General features: G+C 32.3%; 15 protein-coding genes. 7 read left to right on the forward strand and 8 right to left on the reverse strand.

What is annotated here, in order from left to right; translation table 11 throughout:
* The first annotated feature begins 143 nt into the window (after positions 1–143).
* From KI230_RS13755 to menB, 5 genes are read left to right on the forward strand one after another with little or no spacing between them, the layout of a single operon-like run.
* Positions 144–248 carry a hypothetical protein gene (locus KI230_RS13755; RefSeq protein WP_072384789.1) on the forward strand — a complete coding sequence of 35 codons (105 nt, stop codon included), beginning with the start codon at positions 144–146 and terminating at the stop codon, positions 246–248.
* The gene (locus KI230_RS05075) at positions 214–1,536 is read left to right on the forward strand and encodes an isochorismate synthase (RefSeq protein WP_223197981.1); all 1,323 of its coding nucleotides are present in this window, start codon (positions 214–216) and stop codon (positions 1,534–1,536) included. The genes KI230_RS13755 and KI230_RS05075 overlap by 35 nt, the downstream gene beginning before the upstream one ends.
* Positions 1,523–3,196, forward strand: coding sequence for a 2-succinyl-5-enolpyruvyl-6-hydroxy-3-cyclohexene-1-carboxylic-acid synthase (menD, locus tag KI230_RS05080; protein ID WP_000526691.1), 1,674 nt, complete (start codon positions 1,523–1,525; stop codon positions 3,194–3,196). Before KI230_RS05075 ends, menD begins: the two co-directional genes overlap by 14 nt.
* Positions 3,183–3,986: a 2-succinyl-6-hydroxy-2,4-cyclohexadiene-1-carboxylate synthase gene (gene menH, locus KI230_RS05085; protein WP_000150217.1), complete on the forward strand. Its 804-nt coding sequence runs from the start codon at positions 3,183–3,185 to the stop codon at positions 3,984–3,986. The genes menD and menH overlap by 14 nt, the downstream gene beginning before the upstream one ends.
* Positions 3,979–4,800 (forward strand): 1,4-dihydroxy-2-naphthoyl-CoA synthase, encoded by an 822-nt coding sequence (gene menB, locus KI230_RS05090; protein WP_000184947.1) that lies wholly within the window; start codon positions 3,979–3,981, stop codon positions 4,798–4,800. The genes menH and menB overlap by 8 nt, the downstream gene beginning before the upstream one ends.
* A gap of 238 nt (positions 4,801–5,038) precedes the next feature.
* Here the strand turns inward: menB and sspC are convergent, their stop codons facing one another.
* The 5 genes from sspC to KI230_RS05115 form a co-directional block, all read right to left on the reverse strand.
* Entirely contained in the window at positions 5,039–5,368 is a 330-nt protein-coding gene (gene sspC, locus KI230_RS05095) for a staphostatin B (RefSeq protein ID WP_000284457.1), read from the reverse strand.
* A 37-nt stretch (positions 5,369–5,405) separates the two neighbouring features.
* Complete coding sequence (sspB, locus tag KI230_RS05100) at positions 5,406–6,587, reverse strand: cysteine protease staphopain B (RefSeq protein ID WP_001089097.1); 1,182 nt, start codon at positions 6,585–6,587, stop codon at positions 5,406–5,408.
* A gap of 81 nt (positions 6,588–6,668) precedes the next feature.
* Positions 6,669–7,679: a trypsin-like serine peptidase gene (sspA, locus tag KI230_RS05105; RefSeq protein ID WP_214958338.1), complete on the reverse strand. Its 1,011-nt coding sequence runs from the start codon at positions 7,677–7,679 to the stop codon at positions 6,669–6,671.
* A gap of 527 nt (positions 7,680–8,206) precedes the next feature.
* A complete protein-coding gene (locus KI230_RS05110; RefSeq protein ID WP_000777581.1) occupies positions 8,207–9,361 on the reverse strand; it encodes an aminotransferase class I/II-fold pyridoxal phosphate-dependent enzyme in 1,155 nt (384 codons plus the stop codon).
* A gap of 195 nt (positions 9,362–9,556) precedes the next feature.
* Positions 9,557–10,567, reverse strand: a complete 1,011-nt coding sequence (locus KI230_RS05115; RefSeq protein ID WP_000202440.1) for an acyltransferase family protein — start codon at positions 10,565–10,567, stop codon at positions 9,557–9,559.
* Positions 10,568–10,719: 152 nt separating this feature from the next.
* Between KI230_RS05115 and KI230_RS05120 the strand changes: the two genes are divergently transcribed.
* Positions 10,720–11,139, forward strand: a complete 420-nt coding sequence (locus KI230_RS05120; RefSeq protein ID WP_000278015.1) for a MarR family transcriptional regulator — start codon at positions 10,720–10,722, stop codon at positions 11,137–11,139.
* Positions 11,140–11,165: 26 nt separating this feature from the next.
* Positions 11,166–11,276 carry a hypothetical protein gene (locus KI230_RS05125; RefSeq protein ID WP_001788579.1) on the forward strand — a complete coding sequence of 37 codons (111 nt, stop codon included), beginning with the start codon at positions 11,166–11,168 and terminating at the stop codon, positions 11,274–11,276.
* A 70-nt stretch (positions 11,277–11,346) separates the two neighbouring features.
* Here the strand turns inward: KI230_RS05125 and atl are convergent, their stop codons facing one another.
* The 3 genes from atl to KI230_RS05140 all read right to left on the reverse strand — a co-directional run bounded on the left by atl (position 11,347) and on the right by KI230_RS05140 (position 16,404).
* Positions 11,347–15,117 carry a bifunctional autolysin gene (gene atl / locus KI230_RS05130; protein WP_214958339.1) on the reverse strand — a complete coding sequence of 1,257 codons (3,771 nt, stop codon included), beginning with the start codon at positions 15,115–15,117 and terminating at the stop codon, positions 11,347–11,349.
* 227 nt (positions 15,118–15,344) lie between these two features.
* Positions 15,345–15,779, reverse strand: a complete 435-nt coding sequence (locus KI230_RS05135; RefSeq protein ID WP_000491990.1) for a GNAT family N-acetyltransferase — start codon at positions 15,777–15,779, stop codon at positions 15,345–15,347.
* A 154-nt stretch (positions 15,780–15,933) separates the two neighbouring features.
* Positions 15,934–16,404, reverse strand: a complete 471-nt coding sequence (locus KI230_RS05140) for an osmotic stress response protein (protein WP_000088436.1) — start codon at positions 16,402–16,404, stop codon at positions 15,934–15,936.
* Positions 16,405–16,438: the final 34 nt, after the last annotated feature.

Consider the following 16,438-nt stretch of genomic DNA (forward strand, 5'->3'; position numbering starts at 1 on the left):
AAAACCTCTTTAAATCATATTTTTTATAACAAAGATATTTTAATAGAAAGTAGCATAAAGGTCAATTGACGTGAAAAATTGCAAGATAAGTTTAAGCAATTCTTGTAACACAATTATCCAAAAATGATACAATATAATAATGAGTGAAAAAAGACGAAGAAAGAAGTGAAATGAATGGCTACGGGCGTATTAGAGGACGATATTGTCAAAGAGATATATGGCAGCTCAAAGGAATGGGTTTCAGTTGAAGTGAAATTATCACAGTCACTAGACCCGAGCACATTATTTCATCTCACTGACAATGAGGCAGGAGATCGCTTTTATATGCGTTTGAATGATAATCGAACGTCATATTTTGGCTACAAAGCAATTCAATTATTCAAAAATAATTCTAAAAATAAACAATCTATTTTTAAAGACTGGGAAAAATTAAAACATAACATCACATTTATACATCCGCAATCTGAGAAACATCATCTTCGAGTTGTTGGAGGGTTTCAATTTTCAAGTCATAAATCAGATGATGAATGGCGAGAGTTTGGACTAAATCATTTTGTATTACCTGAAGTTTTAATTTCAACTGATAATAATGGGACATTTTTAACTTATACAGTTAAAAGGGAAAGTTTTACTGTTGAGGCATTGAACGATTTAATGGATTTGTTCAACAATATATCGGATATAGATGTGGACGAGCAAATTGGGGAAATTACTAGAAATGAAGATATTTATAAAGATGACTGGCGTCAACTTGTAGTAGAAGCTATAGAATCTATTAATAATGAAGAAAAAATTGTACTAGCACGTAGACGGTTAATAAAGTTCGATAAAGATATCAGTATTCCATATATTCTAAAGCAAGCATATTCTAAAGAAAAAAACAGTTATATATTCTTGTTAGAATCACAAGATTCTATTTTCTTTTCACAAACACCTGAACAATTAATAAAGGTCAATAATAAAATACTATCGACTAAAGCTGTAGCAGGTACAATTAAACGTTCACAAGATGAGGACGAAGATACAAAAAATGTTGAAGCATTTTTAAAAGATAATAAAAACTTAATCGAACATCGATTTGTTGTTGACAGTATTTTACATGATATTAAACCTTATATCACTGAATTACATTATGATAAGACGCCTAAAATTCTAAAAAATGATCATTTATATCACTTGTACACTGAAATAAAGGCGCCACTGAAGGATGATTCGTATATTAGTTTAATTGATCATTTACATCCAACACCTGCTTTAGGTGGCTATCCAAAAGAATTTGCGATGGATTTTATTGAACAGAAAGAATTTGGTACACGAGGATTATATGGTGCGCCGGTTGGCTATATAGATATATATGATGATTGTGAATTTATTGTTGCAATTCGTTCGATGCTTATTAAGAAAGCACAAGCAACTTTATTTGCTGGGTGTGGCATTGTTAAAGATTCTGATCCAGATAGTGAATTGGCAGAAACGAACCTTAAGTTCACACCTATGATGAATGCATTAGGAGTCGATATGAATGGGAAATCATAAAGCAGCTTTAACGAAGCAAGTTTTTACATTTGCATCTGAGTTATATGCGTACGGCGTAAGGGAAGTAGTTATCAGTCCGGGATCACGCTCAACGCCACTTGCACTTGCATTTGAAGCACATCCAAATATTAAAACATGGATACACCCCGATGAGCGAAGTGCAGCGTTTTTTGCAGTTGGGTTAATTAAAGGCAGTGAAAGACCTGTCGCTATATTATGTACGTCAGGTACAGCAGCAGCGAATTATACGCCTGCAATTGCTGAAAGCCAAATTAGTAGAATTCCATTAATCGTTTTAACAAGTGACCGTCCGCATGAATTAAGAAGTGTAGGCGCACCACAAGCGATTAATCAAGTAAATATGTTTAATAATTATGTAAGTTATGAGTTCGATATGCCTATTGCGGATGATAGTAAAGAGACCATTGATGCAATTTATTATCAAATGCAAATTGCTAGTCAATATTTATATGGACCACATAAAGGGCCGATTCATTTTAACTTGCCATTTAGAGATCCGTTAACACCTGATTTGAATGCAACAGAATTGTTAACTTCTGAGATGAAGATTTTACCGCACTATCAAAAAAGTATAGATGCATCGGCATTAAGACTCATTTTAAATAAGAAAAAAGGTTTAATTATTGTAGGGGATATGCAGCACCAAGAAGTTGATCAAATACTGACGTATTCAACGATATATGATTTGCCTATTTTAGCTGATCCTTTAAGTCATTTAAGAAAATTTGATCATCCGAATGTTATCTGTACATATGATTTGTTGTTTAGAAGCGGTTTAGACTTAAAAGTCGATTTCGTAATTCGTGTTGGGAAACCAGTGATTTCTAAAAAGTTGAATCAATGGTTAAAGAAAACTGATGCATTTCAAATATTAGTGCAAAACAATGATAAGATTGATGTCTTTCCAATAGCACCAGATATTTCATATGAAATATCTGCGAATGATTTCTTTAGGTCATTAATGGAAGACACGACAGTTAATCGAGTCAATTGGTTAGAAAAATGGCAACGCTTAGAGAAAAAAGGGCGTAAAGAAATTAAATGTTATTTGGAACAAGCTACAGATGAGAGTGCATTCGTTGGTGAATTGATTAAGAAAACATCTGAAAAAGATGCATTATTTATTAGTAATAGTATGCCAATCAGAGATGTAGATAACTTGTTATTGAATAAAAATATAGATGTCTATGCGAATCGTGGTGCGAATGGTATTGATGGTATCGTTTCAACTGCACTGGGTATGGCTGTCCATAAACGAGTTACATTATTGATAGGTGATTTGTCATTTTATCATGATATGAATGGACTATTAATGTCAAAATTAAATAATATTCAGATGAATATTGTATTATTGAACAACGATGGTGGCGGTATTTTTTCATATTTACCACAAAAAGAAAGTGCAACCGATTATTTTGAACGGTTGTTTGGCACACCGACGGGATTGGATTTCGAGTATACAGCGAAGTTATATCAATTCGATTTTAAACGTTTTAACAGTGTTTCAGAATTTAAAAATGCCACATTGTTATCTGAAACTTCAACGATTTATGAATTGATAACGAATCGTGAAGATAATTATGAACAGCATCAAATTTTATATCAGAAATTGAGTGAAATGATTCATGACACATTATAATTACTATGAAGCAAACGTTGAGACCAATCAAGTTTTAGTATTACTGCATGGTTTTCTTAGCGACAGTCGTACTTATCATAATCACATCGATAAATATACTGATATCTGTCATGTCGTCACTATAGACTTACCAGGACATGGCGAAGATCAGTCTTCAATGGATGAAACGTGGAATTTTGATTATATTACGACGTTATTAGACCGAATTTTAGATAAATATAAAGATAAATCAATAACATTGTTTGGATATTCAATGGGTGGGCGTGTTGCATTATATTATGCAATTAATGGTCACATCCCTATATCTAATTTGATATTAGAAAGTACGTCACCAGGTATTAAAGAAGAAGCAAATCAATTGGAACGTCGTCTTGTTGATGATGCACGTGCTAAAGTATTAGACATAGCAGGTATTGAATTATTTGTTAATGATTGGGAAAAGTTGCCATTATTTCAATCGCAACTAGAATTACCAGTTGAAATACAACATCAAATAAGACAACAACGATTGTCCCAATCGCCACATAAAATGGCCAAAGCATTAAGAGATTATGGTACAGGTCAAATGCCAAACTTATGGCCGCGCCTGAAAGAAATTAAAGTACCAACATTAATATTAGCTGGAGAATATGATGAAAAATTTGTACAGATTGCGAAAAAAATGGCAAATTTAATTCCTAATAGTAAATGTAAATTAATTTCTGCTACAGGTCATACAATTCATGTGGAAGATAGTGATGAATTTGATACAATGATATTAGGATTTTTAAAGGAGGAGCAAAATGACTAACAGACAATGGGAAACACTTAGAGAATATGATGAAATCAAATATGAATTTTACGAAGGGATTGCTAAGGTAACAATAAATCGCCCTGAAGTACGCAATGCGTTTACACCTAAAACAGTTGCTGAAATGATTGACGCATTTTCACGTGCACGTGATGATCAAAACGTTTCAGTTATCGTATTAACTGGTGAAGGTGATTTAGCATTCTGTTCTGGTGGTGACCAGAAGAAACGTGGACATGGTGGTTATGTAGGTGAAGACCAAATCCCTCGCTTAAATGTATTAGATTTACAGCGTTTAATTCGTATTATTCCAAAACCGGTTATCGCGATGGTAAAAGGTTATGCTGTAGGTGGCGGTAATGTACTAAATGTTGTTTGTGACTTAACGATTGCTGCTGATAATGCTATTTTTGGACAAACTGGTCCTAAAGTAGGTTCATTTGATGCGGGTTATGGTTCAGGATATTTAGCACGTATCGTTGGACATAAGAAAGCACGTGAAATTTGGTACTTATGTCGTCAATACAATGCACAAGAAGCTTTAGATATGGGTCTAGTAAATACAGTGGTACCTTTAGAGAAAGTTGAAGATGAAACTGTGCAATGGTGTAAAGAGATTATGAAACACTCACCAACAGCGTTACGATTCCTTAAAGCAGCTATGAATGCTGACACAGATGGTTTAGCTGGTTTACAACAAATGGCTGGGGATGCAACACTGCTTTATTACACAACTGATGAAGCGAAAGAAGGCCGTGATGCGTTTAAAGAAAAACGTGATCCTGACTTCGATCAATTCCCTAAATTCCCATAAGTTATTTTGAATATGATATTAAGTCACTTGCGTCGTTTATTAGCGACGATAGGTGGCTTTTTTATTTTATAAGAATTTAAAAGGGGCTTTTAATTAATTATCATAAATATAAGATAGTTTGAGAAAATTAATAGAGAAAAAAATAAATGTTAAAGATTATTATTACAATCAAAAAACGAGCTGGTGAGAAATTGAATTCTCGCCAACCCGCTTTATGAAGTGAAATCATTTAAATTAGTTATACTAAGCGCTCATAAACGATTGGGCGCGAAGTGCCAATACCTTGTTTGGATGACGTTTGCATGAGGATATGCTGTGTATCATCATAATCAAGAATATAAATGATTTCTTCATTATCAATAGATGAAAATTTAATGCGTTGATGTGCCGTATCTATAAAAAGAATATGATATTGATTGTGACTTGTATCATCGCCATGACGTATACAAATTGATTTTTGTAATTGATGATTACTCCAATTACCAATGAATAAATTGATATTGGTTTGTTCTAGATGTGTGAGTTTGGTTGTGTCGTAAACTAAATTTATAAATTGTAGTTGATACATAGTTTTACCTGCCTTTAATCAATATCTATATTACTTTTTAGTAACCTATCATTGAACCATACCAGTTATAATCACGATTGAATGATAAATGTAATAGGCTTGAATCTGCATCTTGGATTGATAATTCTGTATCCCAAGGATTCCAGTAAATAAGTTTTTCTTGGTCATTAATTTTAGCATTACCAACAACTGCTAGGGCATGTCCTAAATGTGGATCATTAGGGTTTTGAGATACACTTTGTGCAAGAATCATAATTCCTACATTATCTTTTGTAAGTTGATCAACTTGTTCATATGATGGTACGCCTTCTTGATAATGAATATCTCTGCCTTGTGATTTACCGTATTCAATCATTTGATTAGGGAATGTTGAGCAATTAGGAAGGTCTTGCTCACTTACTTCAGGGTATAATGTACGCATAATATCATGTGCATTATAAGTGTCTGTATTTTTAGTTGCATTTAATAATGCTGCCATACTAAATCCTGCACACCATGAGTTATCGAATTGTTGTTCTCTAATTTTGAAGTTTTTTAATGTATTTTCATATTGAACTTGATCTTCTTGTATCGCTTCGTTTTCTTCAACTTTAGTAGGTGTTACTGTATTTTTTAACTCTTGTTTCAATTTTGATGAAACTGTTTTAGCACTTTCTTTTTCTTTTACATTACCAGGTAGTGGCGTAGCTTTTACTAATCTAACTTTGCCATCTTCTTCAAAATAAAATCCTTTTTCATCAGTAAGAACAGTGATATTTGAATTTTTATCTTTAATTTGGTCTAAATCTTTAGCGATGAAGTTTGAAATTTTAACACTGTAATTCATGTCTTCTTTTGATTTGTTTAAATCATCTTTATTTTTAGGGCTAAGTGTTAAAGTATAAACAATTTTACCGTCTTTTATAACTGGATAATAGTAACTATTATCTTCTTCACCATTAAATTTATAAATTTTAAAAGCTTCGCCAAGTTCATATTTACCAGTTTTTGCATTACTTTGTTTATCTAATGCTTTAGCATAACCAGCAAATTGTTGTTGTGCTAGATCTTTTACTTTTTGAGGTACTTTGTCACTCTTAACATTAATTTCTAGCTGTTTAGAGTGTGAATCGGCTTTGGCTTTATTGTTATTAGCAAATGCGCCTAGTGATAAAATAAGCATTGAAACCATTATGATGCTTATAATATTGAATACTCTAGATTTATATGAACTATTCATATAATACCCTCCATTTAAATCAAAATATTTTGCGTTGCTAAGACTTTGCTTCTATTTACTAAATCTAAATTAAGATGAAGTTTATGCAGCGTCAGGGTTGTCTGAATTATTGTTATCGCCATTGTCTGGATTATCAGGGTTGTTAGGGTTGTCAGGGTTATTTGGTTCATCTGGGTTGTTAGGGTTATCAGGATTGTTAGGGTTATCAGGATTATCTGGGTTATTAGGTTGGTCATCGTTGGCAAAATGGATATCTTCAATATTTTGTTTTAAGAAGTTGCGTACATTTTCATTAATAAATACCGCACCATTAAATTCATTTGGTACACCGCCCCAATGAATTCCGATCACTTCATTTTTTTCATTAAATACAGGTGAACCTGAGTTACCACCAGTTGTACTTAAATCATATTGCATAGCTTCGCCTTTGAGGTAAGTGATTTTTCCTTTACTTTCCCACATTGTTGCTACAGGTTTATCACCAGGATATCCTGTTACAGTAATATTTTGGTTAACTTGTGTTTCAGCATTATTACTCATTGTTGCTGGTTTAACTACTTCACCAATATGTTTGTTTTGCTCATTAGGGGAGAATTTAACTATTGCTAAATCACCTTCGCCTGAATATTTAGTGATTTGTTCAGCAGTGAAACCACCATTTGGATAATTGTCTTGGTTAATTGCAGAAGGGAATGCTTTTAAAGCATGAGGATCACCGTGCGTAGCATCTACGACGTGTTTATTTGTTAAAAGAGTATCTTTACCTACAACTACACCGGAAGCAATAAATGTACCAGTAGGTGCTTCAACTTGAATATAAGTTACGGGTGCATAATGACCATTCGTTGTATCTGTGATTTGGTGACGATCGTTATTTGATAATATAACATTTGCGTGTTCACGTTGTTCTAATGGTTTAAGGTTACCGCCTTTTTGAATCTTAGGTGTTTGCTGTTTGCTTGACTGCGTTTGTTGTGGATGATTGTCCATAGCCTTTGAAGATAACGCGTTTGCTGCTGGAGAACTCACAAGTGTCGCTGTTGTCAAAGTTGCAACGAATAAAGAACTAACTTTTAAAAATTTACCTTTCATCTAAAAACCTCCAAAAAATTTATTTACAAGTTAAATATAACACTAAAAATTTTTAAGTCAATAAGAATATATAAATAAATCAAAAAGTTTTTGTAAAGATTAGAGTTTACAAAAACATTAAGGGAATTAAAATTGAATTGTATTATACTTTATTCAATTGAGTTAAATTGATAAGATCGTCAATTGTTTGCATTTATCTAAAAGAATAAATAAGAAAGGAATTGAGAGCGAATGGAAAGTATTTGTTTATAATAATAAATAGTAACGTTTGAATAATAATTGTTTGGCCAAAGGTAGATTAATATGAATGGTGATATATTATTTGAGTGCTTAAGTTTCGAAGAACAATTATAAGTTAGCATATTAAAACCTTTTGATAGAATCATTTTGAGTGAGGTGTTTAAAGGAGAGGAATATAACTCGGTAGTATTTACAGTCTCTATAGAGTATTATTTAAAACTTATAGAATATAAAAAACTGAACGTACTATGAATTTAGTTCACGACGTCCAGTTCAACATATCATTTTTATTTAGTATTTAAATATTTAGCAAGTCTCTTCATACCTTCTTTTAAAACATCCATTTCATAAGCATAGGAAATCCTTACAAATCCTTTACCGAATTCTGTAAAGGATGAGCCTGGAACGATTGCTAAATGTGTTGATTCAAGTAAATCGACACAAAATTCGAAATCGTCATCGGTGATATGTTTAATACTTGGGAAAATATAAAACGCGCCTTCAGGTTGAGCGGTAATCTCAAAACCTAATTTAGTTAATTCAGATACTAAATAATTTCTTCGTTCTACATAAGCTTCGTTCATATATTTAGGAGCTTCTAATCCTTCGTTAAGTGCTGTTATACATGCTATTTGAGCTGGAACATTGGCACAAATACAATTATAGGCGTGCATAAATGTTAATTTATCAATCAAATATTGAGGTCCTAATAGAAAACCAATTCTTATTCCGGTTGCTGAGTGTGATTTACTTAAACCACCAATTAATATTAATTGATCACGAATGTCTTCAAATTCAGCGAAGGATACATGTTTACCACTAAATGTATTTTCAGCATAAATCTCATCGCTAATAATAAATAACGGATATTTTTTTAATACATTTACGATATTTAAAACTTCATTTCTTTTTAAAACTACGCCAGTTGGATTAGTCGGATAATTTAACAAGACAGCTTTTGTCTTTGGAGAAATATGACTTTCTAATGCATCAGGTGTAATTTTAAATTGTGTTGCTGTTGTATCAATATAAATTGGTTTACCACCTAGTACTTCGATGAGTGGTATGTAGCCTGCATAAATTGGTCCCGGTATTATAATTTCATCTCCAGGCTCTATGATAGAACGTAACGTTGTGTCTATTGCTTCACTTGCTCCATTTGTCACAATAATTTCTTCAGGATCATAGGAAAAATGATAACGATTTTTGAAGTATTGACTAATTGCTTCGCGAGTTTCTAATAACCCTTTATTGTGAGAGTATGATGTCTTGTCATTGTTAATAGCATCAATATATGCCTTTTTCACAACATCAGGCATCGGGAAGTCTGGTTGGCCAATAGTTAAATTAACACAATCATCCAAATTATTCATACGATTTGAAAATTGGCGAATACTTGGTGCTCTTAAATATTTAGAATTAGAATTTAAAGAAAGTTTCATTTGTGACACCTCAAATATAAATCAAATATTGTCTAAAAATTTAGAAATTAATAATATCATAACATACTTTTAAAGCAAAAAAGGGTAAATTACTTAAGCTTTATTTGAAAAACGAAAAATGTCTAAATACACTGTAGTAACTACTTTTCAAAATGAATAAAGTGGTTACAGTTAATGTACTTAGACACTATAAAATTATGAATCTTTAAACTGTGATGGTCTTTGTAAATTAATTATTGGATTTGTCCATTTACAAACAAAGTTTGTAGATAATACATATACGATGATTACAGATATACTTATTAAATAAAGATACGTCATTAATGATATAGGATTATCGAATGGATACCATTCAAATCCTCTAACAATGCCAATAATTAAACCATGTAATAAATATACGTATAGCGTACGACTACCAATATAAGTATATAATTTTTTCTTTGTTGACATTAAATTTAGAAACGCAGTCATTGCGATTAATATAATTCCATATAATATAAGTCGTTTAAAAGGACTGAATACACTCTGTCCTTCATTTTCAAGTGAAGTATATGGTGAACTTCCTAATAACCAATCTGCATTGATAGGATGAATCACGTAAACGATAAAAAACAAAATAAAGGTAATGATAGATACTGGTATTAGTTTTTTATTTTTAAAAATAGCCGTATGTTTTTTGGTGAAAATGTAACCTAGATAAAATATTGGGAAAAATACGATTGTCCTTGAAATGCTTAAGTAGCTATCGATGTTATCTGAAAAACCTGCTCCAATAGATATAATAATTGAAACTGATAGCACTTTATATGGATTAAATCTTCTAACTATTACTAAAATGACATGAAAGAAAAATAGCGTGATCAAAAACCATAACGCAAATACTGGGTTAAAAGGATCAAGTTGTAATTCGTCACTTTTACCTGTTAAGAAATAATAAATTGAAAAGAATGCAAAAAATATCATATAAGGTACTATCAAACGTTTTGAAATTTTTTCTAAATAGTATGGTTTATCAATATTTTTCGCGAAATAACCAGATATAAACAAAAATGTTGGCATATGGAAACTATAAATAACTAGGTATAATGCTGATAAATATTTATCGCCACTAGTGTAGGGTTGTAACATATGTCCAAATACGACTAATAATATTAAAATTGCTCTTGCGTTGTCAAAAAAATAATCTCTCTCTTTTAATGAAGTCATATTTTATCTCCTTTATGTCCATAAGACTCTTACTAATTTATTATATTTTGTATTAGTTATGCAACAAATTTGTCTATTGTGTCGAATAGTATTGTAAAAATTATAAAAAAAGCATATAATATTATAAATAATATGTAGTGGAGTAGAACAACATGTATAAACAACTTGAAAAACTTATTACACTGACTAACAATGACTTAAACTTAGTGAATAGAAGATTTGGACAACGCACGGATATCACATCTGAACAGCTAGAACTTCTCCGTATTTTATTTAATTACGATCGCTTATCACAGTATGATTTGACGATGAAGATTAGCAGGGAACAATCTATAGTTTCAAGATGGATTAAGAAATTAGTTTTGAAAGGGTACATCACAAGTCAACAATCTAGCGAAGATTTAAGATGTAAAGAATTAATTTTGACTGATCAAGCACGTACATTAATTTCACAAATAAATAATGCACGTTGCGAATTGATTGAAGCAAGATGTCAATGTTTATCGGAAGTCGAATTAGACAATTTAAATCAATTACTTGATAAGTTAAATCAACGACGCATATCGTTGTAACACGACAATAGCAAACACATAATTTAGTGTCATTGTGCACACAACAAAAATTGAATCATGAATTACAAGCAAAAGTAGCGGTGATTGTTAAAATTGATGGTAAACAATCACCGCTATTTTTGCTTGTGTATGTATAAAAAAGGGATCAAAGGTCATCCCCCATGATTGATAGTGGGGGGATGACTTTTGATCCTATGTTCATGTTGCTTATTTATATTGTGGGATGTCGAAGTATTTGCCGACTTCGCCAATTTTATCATAGTAGCCTTTGATGATTTTAGCATTGATGTTAGCCCAATCTACATCTGTAGCATATTGGTGTGTTCCTGGATGTGGAGGATTCCATCTCATTTTGTAAAGTGTATTTTGACCAGCTTTTACATATGAGTTGCCGATGAATTTAGCACCACCAACGATTGCTTTTGATACTGTGTCCCAACCAGCTTGTTTAGCATATTTAATACCTTCACGTAAAGGATCGTTATCATATGCAGCAATACCAAATACGTTATGGTATTTCGTGTTTGAGTTAGTTACAACTTTGTTGTTCACTACATCTGCACCTTTCGCTAATTGAGAAGTACCGTTACCTGTTTCTAATAGGGCATGTGAGATAAGATAAACTTCATTAATGCCATACATTTGAGCAGCTTTGTTAAATGCAGCACCTTGGTTTTCTAATACACCTTTACCTTTTAAGAATTGATTAATTTTATCAATAGAAATATTTTGTGGTTGGTCTAAGCGTAAGAATTGATATTTTAATGCTGGATCTTGAGCTAAACGCTTCGTATCCATTGCATGCTTAACATCATTAAAGTTAGCATCTGTCCACTTACCTGGTACACGTTGTACTTGTGGTTTATATTGTAAACCAGCTTGTATTTGAGCAACTTGGTTTAATGTCATACCTGTTTGATTATACTTAATTAATTCTTTAGCTAAATCAGTTGATTTAATCCATGCTAATTTACCGTTAGATAATTTACCATAGTACCAAGTTTGTCCATTAATGACTTGTTCTTTAACAACTGCGAATGGTTGCTCATTAAATGCTTTTAATGAGTATTTAGCTGTATCAGAATTTGGTGTTACATAGTAATAACCATTACCATTTTTAATTACATAAGTGTAGTTATAATCTTTGGCAGCTGATGTAGTTGGTTTAACAGCAGTTGGTGCAGTTAAATCTTTTGCATTTACCCAACCAGTGCGGTTATTAATAGTACCGTATAAATAAACATCTTTGCCTACAGATACTTGTTTCGTTGCATTAAATGTACCTTGAGCAATGTTATTGCCTGTTAAAATGACTTGGTTTTTAGTACCCCAAGGAACCATTGATAAGCCGTTATTTGATTTATTAACAGTATATTTTTGAGTCGTTTTAACTTCTTTGCCTAAGTTTTGAACATTTAAGTCTTTTACATTGAACCAACCTAATGGGATGTTATGGCTTGTATTGTTTAATAATACATACGTTTCATTACCATGAGCACGCTCTTTTGTTACATAGAACGTACGGTCTGCATATTTCGCACCGTTTTTCGCTGTTTTTTCATAAACAGAAGCACGAATACCAGTGTTGTTTGGTTTAACTTGAGCAATCTTGCTAACTGTTTGAGTCGTTTGTGGTTTAGTAACAGTATAAGCTTTTACAGCTGTTTTTGGTTGTGCTACTGCTTTTTTAGGTGCAGCAGGTACAGCTAAATATGCTTTACTTACCCAACCAGATTTACCATTTACAGTTCCAAATAAATAGATAGATTTATCAATTTGTTGTTGCTTAGTCGCTTTAAAAGTTTGGTTACCTGTACCAGAAACTGCACCAGCTTCTTGTTTATAAGTGCCCCAAGGTACTGAATATAATTTAGTGCCTGGTTTTACTGTATATGTTTGCATTACATTTACAGGTGATTTTGCATTGTTATAAATAACGTCACCTTGTTTAACCCAACCAATTAAAGTTGGACTATTATAATCTTTAACTAAGTAGAATTTGTTTCCACCTAGACTTGCTTCTTTTGTTACAGCAAATGTTTTTTGAACTTCTTTCGTTGGCTTACCGGTTTTGTCATAAACTGTAGTGAATAAGCCATTGTTTTTAGCATTAATTTGAGCAACACCGTTTAATGATGAAACTGTTAATTTATTATTTGTTGTAGGTGTTGATGGCTTAGGTGTTGGTGTAGGCGTAGGTTTAGCAGTATCAACTAAATATGCTTTACTTACCCAACCAGATTTACCATTCACAGAGCCATATAAATAAATTGATTTATCAATTTGTTGTTGCTTTGAAGCCTTAAATGTTTGGTTTCCAGAGCCAGACACGCTACCAGCAACTTGTTTAGATGTACCCCAAGGTACTGTATAAAGTTTCGTACCAGGTTTGATTGAATATGATTGATTTACATTTACAGGTGATTTAGCTGTGTTGTAAACCACATCGCCTTCTTTAACCCAACCAAATTTATTACCAGAATTGTAATCTTGAACAAGATAGAATTTTTGATTACCTAATGTAGCTGTTTTAGATACAGCAAATGTTTTTTGAACTTCATTAGTTGCTTTACCAGTTTTGTCGTAAACAGTAGTATATAAACCACTATTTGTTGGTTTGATTTGCGCGACACCATTGTTTGCTGTAACTGTTAATTTACCAGTTGATGGTTTCGACGGTGTTGTTGGTTTTGATGGTGTAGTAGGGGTAGTTGTAGATTGCGTACCCCATGGCGCCACTTTACCCATTTTTATTAAATATTTTTCATTAATTAAGTCATATAATTGATCATAACTATAATTATGACTTCTTAAATATCCATGTGGATCGGCATGGTCCGTACCACCTAAATATTTACTTACAGCGTAGTGAGTCCATACTGTACCATTTCCATCATACTCAGCACTGTCTGGTTTTAAACCATAATATTGTAATTGTGTAGCTGCATAGTCAGCATAGTTATTCATTGAACGTGCAAATGAAGCATAGTCGTGTGTGTGTACGATTTCAACATTGATGAATCTAGGGTTACCGACTGCACCGACACCCCAAGATAAGTAATCCGTTGGTGCTGTTTCGATTATACGATCCCCATCAACAAATGCATGTACGAATGCGTTTTGATAGTTATTTTTCATATAACTAATTTCACCATTTATCGTCGAACGATCATTAGCTGTATCATGAACTACGATACCTTCAGGACGACCTACGCCGTTACGGTATGCGTATTTAGGGAAGTAAGATGTATAATCTTCTTCAATTTTAGGTGCTTTTAAGTTATTTTTACGAATGTAATCGTTAATTGAAGAGTTTACTTGTGGTTTATATTTTGGCAAACTCGTTTTTGGTGTTGCAGCAACTGATCTTGGTTGTGCTGAAGCGCTAAATGTAGTTACTTTAGGTGTCGCTTCAGTTTTAGCTTTAGGTGCTGTTGTAGTTGCAGCTTTAGGTGCTGCGGCTTTATATTGCGTTTCAAGAGCTGCAGGTTTAGCAGCTGATTTAATTAAGTCTGGATTAATTTGATTTTCTGAATTATCATCTTCATCATCAACTAAACTATAACCAGCATTTGTAACATTAGTGTTAGTTTTAGGTGCTGTAGTGCTTGTTGACTTTGCAACAGGCTGCGTATTATTTGTAGTCGCTGATTGATTAGCACGAGTGTCACCATTTACTTGTGCAGTATCAACTTTTTGACTTACTTGAGCATTGCCTGTTTTGTTATTTGCTGTTTTTGGTTGGACAATAGCAGGGTCTTGATATACTTGAGTGCCAGAAATGTTTTGCGTTGGATTTTTTACCTCAGCTTTTGCTTGTTCAGTAGTTGCTTTAACTTTATTACTATCTAAAACGTTTTTATTAGTAGTTTGATCTTGTGTCGTCTCAGCTGCTTGAACTTGATGTGCAGTGACTGCTGAACCTACAAGCGTTAATGCAACCATTGATGGTAGTTTGTAATTGAATTTTTTCGCCATTCTATTTATTACTCCTAACATTTATTAATTATTACTAACATTATAGTACCTGTTTTATATACCTGTGCGTATTTAACCAATTTGTAATATACTCTTAATTTACATTCTCACTGTAAAAAAATGAAAAAAATTTTGAATCTCAATGGTGACGTGACAAATCAAATAGAATTGATGTCAATTTAAGAATTGGTTTATTACAAATGTTTCTAAAATAGATACAACTTTTTTTAATTAAGCGAGGTTAACTTTTTTGTCATTTCAATATGCTCGATGCCTTCCTCAAGAAATATATTACCTCTCATTTTAAAGTTTAAACTTTCATAAAATGGGATAGCATGACATTGGGCATTCATAGTAGCTACGTAAAAACCTTCATCTTTAGCTAATGATTCTACAGCTTGCATAAGCATTCTACCCATTCCTTGTCCACGATGTGATTTTGTCACAGCCACTCGTTCTATTTTGACAGTTGTTTCATTAATAGGGCGTATACGAGCTGTGGCAACTGGCTGTCCATTATCATATCCAATGAGGTGAATAGATTCAGATTCATATTCATCAATTTCACTTTCCTCTGGGACGCCTTGTTCTTCTACAAACACTTTCTTTCTTATATAGAAGCAATCTTCTAACATCTTTTGATTGTTTACTTTTGAAAACATAAAATTCCTCCATATCCTAACAAAATCATTTACATTTAATTTACTAATAATAACATAGAATAACGATTGTTATTTTCCTCAAAAATAATTAGACATAAAAAAGCTATAAAGATGATTCATATGAATCATCTTTATAGCTAATTAATTATTAATGTTATAGTGCTTCTTTTCTAATAATTGCTGTATATTGCCAAAAGATTCGCATTTGAGCAATATTCCAATTATTCATTCCCATTGCAAACCCAGAAGGTTTAAATATATTCACATCTGTCACTTCTAAAGCTGCTGCGACTAAATATTGTAATGGAATACTAAGTGATTTCATTGTTTCGGTAATGCCATTTTCATCATATACCCATGAAAATGGTAACTCTGATTCGAAAACATCTACACTATTGAAAATTTCAGGTAGGGCTAAAATATAACATGCACCATCTACAATAGGATTCTCGATACTATTTTTGTAATAAATTAGGAGTGCTTCATAGTTTTCTCGATGCTCATGATTGACGTAAAAAAATTCACTTCTAAAATGAGCCATATCTTGGCTATGAATAATTTGTTGTTCTAACATATTAAACATGCCATTTATATTTGCAATCTTTTCGTATGTTTTTCTACTCATGTATGATGCTCCTTTCATAAATAGTAAATGTTAA

It is taken from the genome of Staphylococcus sp. MZ3, assembly GCF_018622755.1.
GTDB lineage: Bacteria > Bacillota > Bacilli > Staphylococcales > Staphylococcaceae > Staphylococcus > Staphylococcus aureus.

Excerpts from the sequence above, each read along its gene's own strand:
- menD (WP_000526691.1), top strand. The coding sequence starts at position 1,523 with ATGGGAAATCATAAAGCAGCTTTAACGAAGCAAGTTTTTACATTTGCA.
- menB (WP_000184947.1), top strand. The coding sequence starts at position 3,979 with ATGACTAACAGACAATGGGAAACACTTAGAGAATATGATGAAATCAAA.
- sspB (WP_001089097.1), bottom strand. The coding sequence starts at position 6,587 with ATGAATAGTTCATATAAATCTAGAGTATTCAATATTATAAGCATCATA.
- atl (WP_214958339.1), bottom strand. The coding sequence starts at position 15,117 with ATGGCGAAAAAATTCAATTACAAACTACCATCAATGGTTGCATTAACG.
- KI230_RS05110 (WP_000777581.1), bottom strand. The coding sequence starts at position 9,361 with ATGAAACTTTCTTTAAATTCTAATTCTAAATATTTAAGAGCACCAAGT.
- sspC (WP_000284457.1), bottom strand. The coding sequence starts at position 5,368 with ATGTATCAACTACAATTTATAAATTTAGTTTACGACACAACCAAACTC.
- sspA (WP_214958338.1), bottom strand. The coding sequence starts at position 7,679 with ATGAAAGGTAAATTTTTAAAAGTTAGTTCTTTATTCGTTGCAACTTTG.
- KI230_RS05115 (WP_000202440.1), bottom strand. The coding sequence starts at position 10,567 with ATGACTTCATTAAAAGAGAGAGATTATTTTTTTGACAACGCAAGAGCA.
- KI230_RS05140 (WP_000088436.1), bottom strand. The coding sequence starts at position 16,404 with ATGAGTAGAAAAACATACGAAAAGATTGCAAATATAAATGGCATGTTT.
- menH (WP_000150217.1), top strand. The coding sequence starts at position 3,183 with ATGACACATTATAATTACTATGAAGCAAACGTTGAGACCAATCAAGTT.
- KI230_RS05120 (WP_000278015.1), top strand. The coding sequence starts at position 10,720 with ATGTATAAACAACTTGAAAAACTTATTACACTGACTAACAATGACTTA.
- KI230_RS05135 (WP_000491990.1), bottom strand. The coding sequence starts at position 15,779 with ATGTTTTCAAAAGTAAACAATCAAAAGATGTTAGAAGATTGCTTCTAT.